General features: G+C 64.1%; 10 protein-coding genes. 3 read left to right on the top strand and 7 right to left on the bottom strand.

Annotated elements, in window-relative coordinates:
* Positions 1-30: 30 nt before the first annotated feature.
* The 3 genes from hutI to hutC form a co-directional block, all read right to left on the bottom strand.
* Positions 31-1,242 (bottom strand): imidazolonepropionase, encoded by a 1,212-nt coding sequence (hutI, locus tag ACOVRJ_RS12735; protein WP_422044222.1) that lies wholly within the window; start codon positions 1,240-1,242, stop codon positions 31-33.
* A gap of 4 nt (positions 1,243-1,246) precedes the next feature.
* Positions 1,247-1,810 (bottom strand): HutD family protein, encoded by a 564-nt coding sequence (locus tag ACOVRJ_RS12730; RefSeq protein WP_422044221.1) that lies wholly within the window; start codon positions 1,808-1,810, stop codon positions 1,247-1,249.
* A gap of 73 nt (positions 1,811-1,883) precedes the next feature.
* Positions 1,884-2,606 (bottom strand): histidine utilization repressor, encoded by a 723-nt coding sequence (hutC, locus tag ACOVRJ_RS12725; protein ID WP_339596478.1) that lies wholly within the window; start codon positions 2,604-2,606, stop codon positions 1,884-1,886.
* A 121-nt stretch (positions 2,607-2,727) separates the two neighbouring features.
* Here hutC and hutU point away from each other — a divergent pair, with 121 nt between their 5' ends.
* On the top strand, positions 2,728-4,419 hold the full coding sequence (hutU, locus tag ACOVRJ_RS12720; protein ID WP_422044220.1) for a urocanate hydratase: 1,692 nt from the start codon (positions 2,728-2,730) through the stop codon (positions 4,417-4,419).
* Between the two features lie 32 nt (positions 4,420-4,451).
* The gene (hutH, locus tag ACOVRJ_RS12715; protein WP_422044219.1) at positions 4,452-5,996 is read left to right on the top strand and encodes a histidine ammonia-lyase; all 1,545 of its coding nucleotides are present in this window, start codon (positions 4,452-4,454) and stop codon (positions 5,994-5,996) included.
* Between the two features lie 88 nt (positions 5,997-6,084).
* On the opposite strand, the gene clsB is transcribed toward hutH, so the two are convergent.
* From clsB to nudB, 3 genes are read right to left on the bottom strand one after another with little or no spacing between them, the layout of a single operon-like run.
* On the bottom strand, positions 6,085-7,392 hold the full coding sequence (gene clsB, locus ACOVRJ_RS12710; protein ID WP_422044218.1) for a cardiolipin synthase ClsB: 1,308 nt from the start codon (positions 7,390-7,392) through the stop codon (positions 6,085-6,087).
* A gap of 11 nt (positions 7,393-7,403) precedes the next feature.
* On the bottom strand, positions 7,404-8,216 hold the full coding sequence (locus tag ACOVRJ_RS12705; protein WP_422044217.1) for an endonuclease/exonuclease/phosphatase family protein: 813 nt from the start codon (positions 8,214-8,216) through the stop codon (positions 7,404-7,406).
* A 2-nt stretch (positions 8,217-8,218) separates the two neighbouring features.
* Entirely contained in the window at positions 8,219-8,677 is a 459-nt protein-coding gene (gene nudB / locus ACOVRJ_RS12700) for a dihydroneopterin triphosphate diphosphatase (RefSeq protein WP_422044216.1), read from the bottom strand.
* Positions 8,678-8,835: 158 nt separating this feature from the next.
* On the opposite strand from nudB, the gene ACOVRJ_RS12695 reads away from it, so the two are divergent.
* Positions 8,836-11,535 (top strand): ATP-binding protein, encoded by a 2,700-nt coding sequence (locus tag ACOVRJ_RS12695; RefSeq protein WP_422044215.1) that lies wholly within the window; start codon positions 8,836-8,838, stop codon positions 11,533-11,535.
* A gap of 98 nt (positions 11,536-11,633) precedes the next feature.
* Here the strand turns inward: ACOVRJ_RS12695 and aspS are convergent.
* The coding region (gene aspS, locus ACOVRJ_RS12690) for an aspartate--tRNA ligase (RefSeq protein WP_422044214.1) at positions 11,634-13,366 on the bottom strand (1,733 nt) is incomplete at its 5' end.

The raw sequence follows: 13,366 nt of genomic DNA, 5'->3' as shown, positions 1-13,366 counted from the left end.
TTATCGCTACAGACAGACGGACAGACAAACTTACTTTCGCTCGGCCCCGCCGCGCGCCACCTGGCGCAGCGGATTGCGGCCAAAGTAGTAGGACAGCTCGTTCGGGTGCTCGATGTCCCAGACGCAGAAGTCGGCGCGCTGGCCCGCCACCAGTTGGCCCCGGTCGGCCAGACCCAAGGCCTTGGCGGCATGGATGGTCACGCCGCGCAGCGCTTCTTCCGGCGTCAAGCGGAACAGGGTGCAGGCCATGTTCAGCATCAACAGCAAGGACAGCGTCGGCGAGGTGCCGGGGTTGTGGTCGGTGGAAATCGCAATCGGCACGCCGGCATCGCGCAGCGCCTGCACCGGCGGCAGCTTGGTTTCGCGCAGGAAGTAGTAGGCGCCGGGCAGCAGCGTTGCCACCATTCCGCTGGCGGCCATGGCTTGAACACCAGCGTCGCTCAGGTATTCCAAGTGATCGCAAGACAGGGCCTTGAATTCGGCCGCCAACTGCGTGCCGCCCTGATCGCTCAACTGCTCGGCATGCAGCTTGACCGGCAAGCCTAAGGCGCGGGCCGCCTCAAAGACCTTGCGCGTTTGCGCCGGGCTGAAGCCGATGCCTTCGCAAAACGCATCCACTGCGTCGACCAGGCCGTCGCGGCGCAGCGCCGGCAGCCAGTCGCACACCGCCTGCACATACTCGTCTTGCCTGCCCTCGAACTCGGCCGGCACAGCATGGGCGCCCAAATAGGTGGTGCGCACATCAACGCCCAGACCCGAAAGGCGCCGCGCCACGCGCAGCATCTTGGTCTCGGCCGCCTGACTCAGGCCGTAGCCAGACTTCACCTCCAGCGTGGTCACGCCCTCAGCCAGCAGCTTCAAAACCCGGTGCGCCGCTTGCGCATAAAGCTGGTGTTCGGTGGCATTGCGGGTGGCGGCCACGGTGGAGCGAATGCCACCGCCGGCGCGCGCAATCTCTTCGTAGCTGGCGCCGTTCAAGCGCATCTCGAACTCATGGGCGCGCTGGCCGCCATAGACCAGATGGGTGTGGCAGTCGATCAGACCCGGCGTGACCACCGCACCGCCCAAGTCCACCTCGCTGACGACCGAGGCGCGCAAGTCCTCGGGCAACTCCGCCAAGGGCCCGACCCATTGCAGATGCTCGCCCTGCGAGGCAAAAGCGCCCTGCTCCAACATGCCCCAGGGCTGATCGCCAGCCAGGGTCACCAGTTTGGCATTACGCCAGAGTTTGGTACGTCTCATCGCTTCAAGCTCCTGAAGAGGATTCGCTCCAGACCATCCACCAAGCCGCGCCTGAGCCATCGAAATGGCAGACCTGCGCAACCGGGCTCTCACACCAGGCCAAGCTCAGCGGCTTGAGCGCCATCGCCCGACCGCCGTGAATCAGGCGACCACCTTCGGCGCTAAACAGTCCCACCCACTGCGCTTGGCCGGCAACTGGGGTCAGGTCTTGCGTGGCGGCTTTCACCTGCATCTGGCCGCGGCTGCGCCGGTGCATCAGATTGAAGTCGCGGGTCAGGCCGCCAAGCAGGCTGCAGTCCGGCGCCAGCGCGCCGTCAAATTGATGCAGACCGTCGCCCGCACGCAAGTCCTGATCACCAAGCCGCACGCCCTCGCCTTGCAGCACCGCGAACCAGCGCTCGATACCGTCAAAGGCCGAGAACGGGCCGTCGCGTTCAATGTCCGCCACGCTGATGCGAACAATCCAATCGCTGAGATGCGGCCAAGCCAGCAACTCGCGGGTCTGGCCGCCGCCATTCTTCCAAGCCTGTGCAGCAACATCTTCAGCACTGATCACACTCCAACTCATTGGGGCACCCCGTCACTTCGTTCCGACCCGCCAAGCGGGTGTGAGCCCAATTTTGGGCGGCCATGCATTGGGCTCATGCCTGAAAACTCCCCTGCAACAAATAGCGCGAGCCCGGGTGGGTCAGTCGCACCGTGGTCACCGTGCGGCCCCGGCTGTAGGTGGTGCGCAAAAGCACCAAACAGGGGTCGCGGCGGTCAATGCCCAGCAGCTTGGCTTCCTGGGCGCTGGGTAATTTGGACTCGATGGTGTAACGCGCTTCGCTCAAGGGCGCAAGCTCAAGCAGGTAATGGGTGGGCGTGGTGTGGGTGAAATCGAGGCTCAGATAGTCCGGCGCGCTGGCCGGATTGACCAGGCGGTCTTCACACTGAATGGCAACACCGTTTTCCAGGTGCACGATCAAGCTGTGGAACAGCGGCGCGCCTTCAGCCACTTCAAACAGCCGGGCCTGCTCGGCGTTCGCCGACACCTGCTTCAACTCATGCACCTGAGCCTCATGCCGATGGCCTCGCTCAGCGATCTCGTCATGCACATCGCGCACCGTCAATGTGGAGGAGATGCGGTGCAACTGCGCCACAAAAGTCCCCACGCCCTGCACCCGCTCAATCAAGCCTTCTTGATGCAACTCGCGCAGCGCCCGGTTCACCGTCATGCGGCTGACGCCGAAGGTCTGCACCAGTTCAGCCTCCGAGGGCAGCAGGTCGCCGGCCACCCAATGGCCGCTGGCGATGCGCTCGCGCAAATGGTTTTGCACCTTCTGGTACTGCGGCTCGGGGCCGGCGGGAGATTTTCTGACCATGGGCTGGATCGTACTTGACTGTACTTGTATAGACAAGTAGAGTTCGCACACTTTCAAAGCATCGCCTCGGTCCCTTCAACGCCGGTCGCGACTTCCATTTCACATGTTTTTGGAGAAGCCCATGTCCAAGACTCCCGCCCAGGCTCGCGTCGTTCGCGCCCCCACCGGCACCCAACTCAGCTGCAAGAGCTGGCTGACCGAAGCCGCTTACCGCATGATCCAAAACAACTTGGACCCGGTGGTGGCCGAGAACCCGAACGACTTGGTGGTCTATGGCGGCATCGGCAAGGCGGCGCGCAACTGGGACTGCTTCGAGGCCATTCTTGAGTCGCTCAAGAAGCTCGAAGCCGACGAAACCCTGCTGGTGCAGTCGGGCAAGCCGGTGGGCGTGTTCAAGACCCACGCCGACGCACCGCGCGTGTTGATCGCCAACTCCAACTTGGTGCCGCACTGGGCCAACTGGGAGCACTTCAACGAGTTGGACCGCAAGGGCTTGATGATGTACGGCCAGATGACAGCCGGCAGCTGGATCTATATCGGCACCCAAGGCATCGTGCAAGGCACCTATGAAACCTTTGCCGAAGCCGGCCGCCAGCACTATGGAGGCTCGCTGAAGGGCCGCTGGGTGCTAACCGCAGGCCTGGGCGGCATGGGCGGCGCCCAGCCGCTGGCCGCCACCTTTGCCGGCGCTTGCTCGCTGAACATCGAGTGCCAGCAATCGCGCATCGACTTCCGCCTGAAGACCCGCTATGTCGATGAGCAAGCCACCGACCTGGACGACGCGCTGGCCCGCATCAAGAAGTACACCGCCGAGGGCAAGGCCATCTCCATCGCGCTGCTGGGCAATGCGGCTCGCATCCTGCCCGCGCTGGCCGAACGCTGCAAGACCGACCCCAGCGTCAAGCCCGATCTGGTGACCGACCAAACCAGCGCCCATGACCTGATCAACGGCTATCTGCCGGCCGGCTGGAGCGTCGAACAATGGAAGGCTGCCGCCGCCGACCCGACCCAGCACGCCGAGCTGAAGGCCGCCGCCGCCGCCAGCTGCGCCGAGCATGTGAAGGCCATGCTGCTGTTCCAGGCCATGGGCATCCCGACCGTGGACTACGGCAACAACATCCGCCAGGTCGCGCTGGAGCAAGGCGTGAAGAACGCCTTTGACTTCCCCGGCTTTGTGCCCGCCTATGTGCGCCCGCAGTTCTGCGAAGGCCGCGGCCCCTTCCGCTGGGTGGCGCTGTCTGGCGACCCGGAAGACATCTACAAGACCGACGCCAAGATCAAGGAACTGTTCCCGCACCACGCCCATGTGCACCGCTGGCTGGACATGGCCAAGGAACGCATCGCCTTCCAAGGCCTACCGGCACGCATCTGCTGGCTGGGCCTGGGCGAGCGCCACATCGCCGGCCTGGCCTTCAATGAGATGGTCAAGAACGGAGAGCTGAAGGCGCCTATCGTCATCGGCCGTGACCACCTGGACAGCGGCTCGGTGGCCAGCCCGAATCGCGAAACCGAAAGCATGCAAGACGGCTCGGACGCTGTGTCCGACTGGCCGCTGCTGAACGCCTTGCTGAACACCGCCGGCGGCGCCACCTGGGTGAGCTTGCACCATGGCGGCGGCGTGGGCATGGGCTTTTCCCAGCACAGCGGCGTGGTGATCGTGGCCGACGGCACCGATGCTGCCGCCCAGCGCCTCTCACGCGTGCTCTACAACGACCCCGGCACCGGCGTGATGCGCCATGCCGATGCCGGCTACGAAATCGCCAAGACCACGGCTCGCGAACGCGGCCTGAACATGCCCATGTTGGATCAATAAGCCACCTCATAACTCAAACAAAGAGCTGACCCATGAACATCGAAATCACCCCCGGCCACATCACGCTGGACCAGCTGCGCCAGATCCGCAACGGCGATGCCCGCCTGAGCCTGCATACCAGCGCCACCGACATCATTCGCCGCAGCGCCGCCGTGGTGCAGGCCGCCGCCGCGGGAGATGCTCCGGTCTACGGCGTCAACACCGGCTTCGGCAAGCTGGCCTCCACCCGCATCAGCAAGGCCGACCTGGCCACGCTGCAGTTCAACCTGATCCGCTCGCACTGCGTCGGCGTCGGTGCGCCCTTGCAGCCTTCGGTGGTGCGCCTGATGCTGGCCACCAAGGCAGCCTCGCTGGCGCGCGGCCATTCCGGCGTGCGCGAAGAAGTGGTGAACAGCCTGCTGGCGGTCTTCAACGCCGGCCTGATCCCCTATGTGCCCGCGCAAGGCTCGGTGGGCGCCTCGGGCGACCTGGCACCGCTCTCGCACATGACCCTGGCCCTGCTGGGCGAAGGCGAGATGTTGGTCGACGGCCAGCGCGTGCCGGCCCTGCCCGAGCTGCAAAAGCACGGCATTGCGCCGCTGGTGCTGCAGGCCAAGGAAGGCCTGGCCCTGATCAACGGCACCCAGACCAGCACCGCCCTGGCGCTGGAAGGCCTGTTGCGCTTTGAAGTGGTCTATGCCGCTGCCATCGTCAGCGGGGCACTCAGCCTGGACGCGGCGCGCGGCAGCGACGGCCCCTTCGATGCCCGCATCCACGAGGTGCGCGGCCAGCCCGGCCAGATCGAGGCTGCGGCCGCCTATCGCCAGATCCTGGCCGGCAGCGCCATCCGTGCCTCGCACCAAGAAGGCGACGAGCGGGTGCAAGACCCCTATTGCCTGCGCTGCCAACCGCAGGTGATGGGCGCATGCCTGGACCAAGCGCGTTATGTGCGCGACGTGCTCTTGCGCGAAGCCAATGCCGTCACCGACAACCCGCTGGTATTTGCAAATGCCGACGGCAGCAGCGCCATGGTCAGCGGCGGCAACTTCCATGCCGAGCCGGTGGCCCTGGCCGCCGACGCGCTGGCCTGCGCCATCGCCGAAGTCGGCGCAATTGCCGAGCGCCGCATCGCCATGTTGATCGACGCCGGCGTCTCGCGCCTGCCACCCTTCTTGACCGCCAACGCGGGCCTGAACTCGGGCTTCATGATTGCGCATGTGACCGCCGCCGCCCTGGCCAGCGAGAACAAGAGCCTGGCCCACCCGGCCAGCGTGGACAGCCTGCCCACCAGCGCCAACCAGGAAGACCATGTCTCCATGGCCACCTTCGGCGCGCGCCGTCTGGGTCAGATGCTAGACAACACCGGCCACATCATCGGCATCGAGTTGTTGGCCGCCGCCCAAGGCTTCGAGTTCCTGCGTCCGCTGCAAAGCTCCTCCGCCTTGGAGAAGGTTTACGCCTTGGTGCGCGAGCAATGCCCGCCGATGCCGACCGACCACTATCTGGCGCCCGATATCGAGCATGCGTTTGACTTGGTCAGCAGCGGCAAGCTGACCCAGCTGACGCAAGACGTGGGCGGCTTGGTGGTGCTGCGCTAAACCTTTCGCAAACCAGCCATGAAAGGGCGGGAATGGACTTGAGTGGTCCGTTCCCGCCTTTTTTTGTGCCTGCTCCCGGGACTACCCCTCAGTAGCGCCCGGTGGCCCCGGCCACGCGCAGGTAGACATAGGCGGCCCAGGCCACCAGGGCTCGGCGCAGCACGCCGCGCCAACCCGCGCCGCCCAAGGACGCCATATCGACACGCCGAGAAACCTGCACCGCCCGCTCAAACTCGGCCGCCAAATGGCGCGAGAAGCCGGCATCCTGCACGATCACATTGGCCTCCAGATTGAGCAGCAGCGAGAGCGGGTCGATATTGGAGCTGCCCACCGTGGCCCAACTCTCATCGACCACGCAGACCTTGGCATGCAGATAGGCCGGCGTGTACTCATAGATGGCCACACCATGGCCCAGCAGCTCGGCATACAAGGCTTGCGCGGCCATGCCGGCAATGCGGTAGTCCAGCTTGCCTTGCAGCAGCAAACGCACCTGCACACCGCGCCGCGAGGCATCGCGCAAGGCCTTGCGAAAGGCATGGCCGGGATAAAAGTAAGGCGTGACGAGGTCGACACGCTGCTGCGCTGAACGGATCGCCTCGATATAGGCGCGTTCGATGGTGCGGCGACGACGCAGGTTGTCGCGCAAGACAAAAGCGGCACAGACGGGCGGCAAACACGGCTCGACCGCCGCCACGCCCTGACCCGCAAGCGCCCCGCGCCCCAGGCGAGGCAGACGCAAACCTTGCACCAAGCGACGCAGGCGGGCACCCGGCTCCGTGCTGCGAACCAGCGCCAACAACTCCTCACCAAAATCGCGACCTAGCCAGGCACGGGTCCAGACGGCCCGCACCGCTTGCGCCACCGACTGCACCAGCGGGCCGCGCAGACCGACGGCAAAGTCCAGCCGGGGTTGATCGGTATCACCATGGTTGAGATCCACCCGGTCGCCAATGATGTTGATACCGCCAACAAAGGCGTGATCGCCATCGACGACACAAAGCTTTTGATGCAGGCGACGCAACTGCCCAGGCTGCAGCCAGCTGTACCAACGGTCGATGGGGCGAAACACCGCCAGCGCCACGCCGCTGTCTGCAAACTGCTCTTGCAGCCAGGGCAAGCTGGCACGCGAACCAAAGCCGTCCACGACCACACGAACCCGTACGCCGCGCCGGGCCGTGGCCACCAGCTGTGCCGCCAAAGCAGCACCCGCGGCGTCGAAGTGGAAGATGTAGGTTGCCAGCCAAACCTCATGGGTGGCCGCGCCAATGGCCTCCTCCTGGGCAGGAAATAGCTCGTCACCGCCACGCAAGAGCTGTAGCTCGTTGCCGCCGACCCAATCGGCCAGCGGCATCTTGTGCCAAGACAGCAGGGCGTCAGACTCAGCCGGGGTACTCAAGTGCGCGGCACCTATTCAAGCTCCAGCTCAGCCAGCAGCGGCAGATGGTCCGACATCCGAGCCCAGACCGGGCCCTTGGGCACTTGCATGGAGACGCAGCGTAAGCCCCGCGTATAGATGCGGTCCAGCGAGAAAAACGGCAGCCGCGAAGGGAAGGTCGCATGGCGCCCGCGACCCATCGGTGGCACCGCGCGCTGCAAGCCCGACTCACGCATCGGCGCATCCAAGCGCTCGCCCCAATCGTTGAAGTCACCCGCCACCAAAAGCAAGGCATTGGCCGGCACATGGTTGGCGATGAACTCGCCCAAGCGCTGCACTTGGCGCACCCGGCCGCTGTGCATCAGGCCCAGATGCGCGACCACCGTGTGCACCTCCACGCCCTGCCACTGCACCGGCACATGCAAGAGGCCGCGTTGCTCGAAACGATGGTCCGACACATCATGGTGCCCCACGTCGCCCAGCGGAAAACGCGACAACAAGGCGTTGCCATGTTCGCCATGCTTGGTGACGGCATTGGTACGGTAAGCCACCTCGTAGCCGTCTGGCGCCAAAAACTCCGCCTGCCCTTGCTCGGGCCAGCCAAACCAGGTGCGCTGAAACTCCTTGGCCTCCCGGTGATGAAAGTGCCGCACCTCTTGCAAGAAGACCAGGTCGGCCTTCAAAGCCTCCACCCCCATGCTGAGGTTATGGATCTCCAGGCGTTTTTGCGGCCCCAGGCCGCGCACACCTTTGTGGATGTTGTAGGTGGCGACACGCAAATGAGGCCGGCTGAAATGACTGTTGGAGGGCAGCACCGAATGGCTGAAGGCGTTTCCAGCATTCATCGTCAAGCCTGCGCGATCAGTTGCTGGGGCAGATGCAAGACGGCTTCTGCATTCGAGGGGGAGAAGCACAAATCCGCAGCCTCACGCCAGGGCAGCCAGCGGAACTGCAGATGCTCACGTGGCGCCAAGCGCACCAAAGTGCCGGCTGGCACCTGCAGGCCGAAGACATGCTCGGTGTTGTGCGTCACGCCGGAGGCATAGCGATGGCGCCATACCGGATAGATTTCATATCGATTGGCCAAACCCCAATCGACCAAGTCGCCCTCTTGCGCCACGATGCCGGTTTCCTCCAGCACTTCGCGCCGGGCGGTCTCTCGCAAGGCCTCGTCGGGCGCGTCCTTGGAGCCGGTCACGCTTTGCCAAAAACCGGGTCGATCGGCGCGCTCCAGCATCAAGACCTGCAGGTCGGCCGTGTGAATGACAACCAGCACGGATTCGGGGATCTTGTAAGCACGATTCATCGGGGTCGCTAGGGCTCGAACACTCATGCGCAAAGCATAGCGGAGAGTCGACCCACTGATGATGACGCCGGCCAGTGGCCCTATAGTGAGCCAACGCGCGCGAGCTTACTCACCAGCGCCTCGAGCCCACCCACCCCGACCATGCCCAAGCACATCCCATGAAGTTGCTGCCCCGCATCGCTCTCAGTGTGATCGCTCCGATGCTGGTGCTGGCCGGGCTGACGCTCTACTTCAGTGGTCAGATGATGCGCGAGTCTTTATTGGCCGAGCACAAAGGGCGGGCTCAAGCGGTGCTGGCAAAGAACGCCGAGCACCTGCAGCAAGGCATGGAGGACGCGCGCGACACCCTGCGCGTCTTAGCCAGCAGCGAACCCTTGCCCGGCGGCAACCAGACCCAATGGCTGGCTGCACTGCGGCGTTGGAATGGCATGTCTCAGCGTTTCGAGGCCTTCTACTTCCTGGACGAGAAGCAGGGCCTGCATGCCAACGGGCAAGCGGCATTGCCGGCGTCCTTTGATCCCCTGCTGAAAGACTTGGCGCAGGGTCGCGAGACCCTGTCAGCGCCCTTCATCAATCCGGACTCCGGCGAACTCTTGCTGAGCATGGCCCAGCCTGTTTTTGATCCGCGCGGCCGCCAAGTGGGCGCGCTGATCGGCAATTTGAAGCTAGCTCCCTTGCTGTCCTTTGCTGTGGGCAACATCACGCAAGAGGAGGCGCGCACCATGGTGCTGGACCGCCAGGGTCGCTTGATGGCGGGCGGTCTGGGCGAAGAAGGCGAGGCACTGGGCGTGCCTTCTGCAGCGAGTCAGCCCCAAACCACCGAGGTCTTGTCGGTGCTGCGACGCGCGCAGGAAAGCGGCCAGCGCAGCGGCTTGATCGCGATCGCAGCGGCGGGCCAGACCTGGTACGCCGAGGCCGGCCGGCCCAACGAGTGGGAATGGACGCTGGTCTACGCCCTACCCGAAGCCAGCTTGTTCGCACGCGCAGAGCGGCTGCGCCTGCGCGGCATGCTCGCCCTTGCCGCATGTGCCCTGTTGGCGCTGCTCGGTGCGGTACTGCTCCGCTTCATCGTGCTTCGCCCGCTTGGAGAGCTGGCCCAGGCCCATGGACGGCTGCAAAACGGCGACCCCCAAGCCCGCGCTGCCATCATGGGCGATGACGAGATCAGCGAACTGGCCCGCTCCTTCAACCGGATGGCCGAAACCCTGGCCGCCACGGATCAACGGTTTCGGCTCACGGTGGAAGCCTTCCCCTATCCGATCACCCTGGCACGTTTAAGCGACGGGGTCTATGTCGATGTCAATCCAGCGTTCACAGCAATGCTGGGCATCTCACGCGCCGACGCGATTGGCCGGACGCCGGTGGACTTCGGCATTATCGAGAGCCAAGAGAAGATGCGCGCCATGGGCCGCGAGCTGGCTGCAAGCGGCCAACTGCCTGTTCAGCAGGTGCAGCGCCAAAATGCCGACGGCCAGCCGGTTTGGTTGATCTACACCAGCCGCCTGCTTGCCTTGGAGAAGGAACAGCTGGTGCTGGCCGTTTCCACCGACATCACGGCCTTGAAACAGGTCGAGATGCAGTTGCGCCAGAGTGAACAGAGCTTCATGGCCCTGTTCGACTCGGCCCCTCTGCCAATGGCGCGAACCTCGATGACCGCGGGCAGCGATTCACCCACCTATTGGAATCAAGCCTGGTATCAGGTCTTTGGCTATCCACCCGGCAGTTGCGAAGGCCGTCCCGGCAAGGCGTTCGACTTCTGGCTCGACAAGGATGCACGGGGCCGCTTCTTTCAAGATTTGATCAAGAACGATATGGCGCTCAGCCGCGAGGCTTTGCTTCGCCATGCAGACGGCAGCACCCGGCTGTGCGAGGTCTCAGGTCGCTACATCGATATGCATGGCGAGCGCACGGTGCTGACCAGTTATCTCGACGTCACCGAGCGCAAGCGCGTCTCGGCCCAACTCAGTGCGCTGAACAGTCAACTCGAAGGCCGCGTGACCGAGCGCACGGCGCAACTGGAGGCGCGCAACCGGGAGTTGGATGAAACGCTACAGACCTTGCAACATGCGCAAACCGAATTGGTACGCGCAGAAAAGCTCGCCTCTTTGGGGAATTTGGTGGCCGGCATCGCTCACGAGCTGAACACTCCCATCGGCAACGCGATGCTGATGGCCACCACCTTGGCTGCCCGGCAAAAGGACTTTGAAGCGGCCTTGAGTACGGGCCTGAGACGCTCATCGCTGCAGGCCTTCTTGGAGGCCTTGCGCGAAGCCAGCAGCATGCTGGAGGCCAGTCTGGGCCGCGCGGCCGAGTTGATCAGCAGCTTCAAACAAGTGGCCGTTGATCAATCCAGCTACCAGTTGCGCGAGTTTGACCTCAAGGAGGTGCTGCACGAAACCGTGCTCAGCCTCGGGCCCAGTTTGCGGCGCAGCGGCGTGCGCCTGCAGGAAGATGTCCCCGCAGGGCTGCGCATGAACAGCTATCCCGGCCCCTTGATCCAAGTGCTGATGAACATCATCAACAACGCGGTTCTGCATGCGTTTCCCGCAGGAAAGCCGGGACGCATCGATATCAAGGCAGAAGCTCGTCCCGAGGCACGCGTGCGGATCGAGTTGAGCGACAACGGACAAGGCATGCCCGCTGAACATTTGGCGCGGGCCTTTGATCCCTTCTTCACCACCAAGCTGGGCCAAGGCGGCTCGGGCTTGGGGCTGCACATCGTCTACAACTTGGTCACCGGGCTCTTGGGCGGACAGATCAGCATCGACAGCTCACCGGGACAAGGCACCAAGCTGAGCATCGAACTGCCGCTCCAAGCCCCCTTGATCGACCCCAGCCCAGATCAACCCGAGGCCTAGGCTGCGACCCCAAAAAACAAGGGCAGCCGAAGCCGCCCCTGTCCTTACACAAGCCAAGCCCGGCTGCCGCCAGACTCAGGCTTGCTTTTACTGCCGCATCAAGCCGATGGCGTGGCCACCGCGTTACGCAAGCGGATGTGCAGTTCGCGCAGTTGCTTGTCGTCCACATTGCTCGGTGCGCCGGTCAGCAGGCACTGGGCGCGCTGGGTCTTGGGGAAGGCGATCACGTCGCGGATGGACTCGGCCTTGGTCATCATGGTGACGATGCGGTCCAGACCGAAGGCCAGGCCACCGTGCGGCGGGGCGCCGTACTGCAGCGCGTCCAGCAGGAAGCCGAACTTGACCTGGGCGTCTTCCTTGCGGATCTTGAGCGCGTCGAAAACCTTGCTCTGCACCTCGGCGCGGTGGATACGGATGGAGCCGCCGCCGAGTTCCCAGCCGTTCAGCACCATGTCGTAGGCCTTGGCGATACAGGCACCGGGGTCGGTGACCATCAGGTCCTCATGGCCATCCTTGGGCGCGGTGAAGGGGTGGTGCACGGCCGCCCAGCGATCGTTCTCTTCGTCGTGCTCGAACATCGGGAAGTCCACCACCCACAGCGGTGCCCAGCGGTCTTCGAACAGGCCATTGGCCTTGCCGAATTCGCTGTGACCCACCTTCAGGCGCAGCGCGCCGATGGCGTCGTTCACCACCTTGGCCTTGTCGGCGCCGAAGAAGATCAGGTCGCCATCTTGCGCGCCGGTGCGGGCCAGGATGTCGGCCACGGCCTTGTCGTGCAGGTTCTTGACGATAGGGCTTTGCAGGCCTTCGCGGCCCTTGGCCACTTCATTGACCTTGATCCAGGCCAGACCTTTGGCGCCGTAGATCTTGACGAACTCGGTGTAGGCATCGATCTCGCCGCGGCTGATCGAGGCGCCACCGGGCACGCGCAGAGCAACGACACGGCCGCCCTTGGTGGTGGCGGGGGTCGAGAAGACCTTGAAGTCCACATCGCCCATCACATCGGTCAGCTCGGTGAACTGCAGCTTGACGCGCAGGTCGGGCTTGTCCGAGCCGTAGAGATGCATGGCATCGGCGTACTTCATCACCGGGTAGGTGCCCAGATCCACATTCAGCGCCTTCATGAAGACGTGGCGGATCATGCCTTCGAACATGTCACGGATTTCCTGTTCGCTCAGGAAGCTCGTTTCAATATCGATCTGGGTGAATTCGGGCTGGCGATCGGCACGCAGGTCTTCGTCGCGGAAGCACTTGGTGATCTGGTAGTAGCGGTCGTAGCCGGCCACCATCAGCAACTGCTTGAACAGCTGGGGCGATTGCGGCAGCGCGAAGAACATGCCGTCGTGCACGCGGCTGGGCACCAGGTAGTCGCGCGCGCCTTCGGGCGTGCTCTTGGTGAGCATCGGCGTTTCGATGTCGATGAAGCCATGCTCGTCCAGGAACTTGCGCGCTTCCATCGCCACGCGGTAGCGCAGCATCAGGTTGTTCTGCATATAGGGGCGACGCAGGTCCAGCACGCGATGTGTGAGGCGCGTGGTTTCCGACAGGTTCTCGTCGTCGATCTGGAACGGCGGCGTCACCGAGGGGTTCAGCACTTCCAGCTCATGACACAGCACTTCGATCTTGCCGCTGGTCAGGTTGTTGTTCTCGGTGCCGGCGGGGCGCAGGCGCACCTTGCCCACGACCTTGAGGCAGAACTCGTTGCGCACCTCTTCGGCCACCTTGAACATATCGGCGCGATCGGGGTCACAGACGACTTGCACCAGGCCTTCGCGATCGCGCAGGTCGATGAAGATGACGCCGCCGTGGTCGCGGCGACGATGGGCCCAGC

The sequence above is a fragment of the Roseateles sp. genome, assembly GCF_049240545.1.
Lineage (GTDB): Bacteria > Pseudomonadota > Gammaproteobacteria > Burkholderiales > Burkholderiaceae_C > Paucibacter_A.
Note: the sequence above shows the minus strand (reverse complement) of the source record. Positions and strands in the feature narration are given on the sequence as shown.

What these genes read in the sequence shown, in the direction of transcription:
- hutI (WP_422044222.1), bottom strand. Translation starts at nt 1,242, where the DNA reads ATGAGACGTACCAAACTCTGGCGTAATGCCAAACTGGTGACCCTGGCT.
- ACOVRJ_RS12730 (WP_422044221.1), bottom strand. Translation starts at nt 1,810, where the DNA reads ATGAGTTGGAGTGTGATCAGTGCTGAAGATGTTGCTGCACAGGCTTGG.
- hutC (WP_339596478.1), bottom strand. Translation starts at nt 2,606, where the DNA reads ATGGTCAGAAAATCTCCCGCCGGCCCCGAGCCGCAGTACCAGAAGGTG.
- hutU (WP_422044220.1), top strand. Translation starts at nt 2,728, where the DNA reads ATGTCCAAGACTCCCGCCCAGGCTCGCGTCGTTCGCGCCCCCACCGGC.
- hutH (WP_422044219.1), top strand. Translation starts at nt 4,452, where the DNA reads ATGAACATCGAAATCACCCCCGGCCACATCACGCTGGACCAGCTGCGC.
- ACOVRJ_RS12705 (WP_422044217.1), bottom strand. Translation starts at nt 8,216, where the DNA reads ATGAATGCTGGAAACGCCTTCAGCCATTCGGTGCTGCCCTCCAACAGT.
- nudB (WP_422044216.1), bottom strand. Translation starts at nt 8,677, where the DNA reads ATGAATCGTGCTTACAAGATCCCCGAATCCGTGCTGGTTGTCATTCAC.
- ACOVRJ_RS12695 (WP_422044215.1), top strand. Translation starts at nt 8,836, where the DNA reads ATGAAGTTGCTGCCCCGCATCGCTCTCAGTGTGATCGCTCCGATGCTG.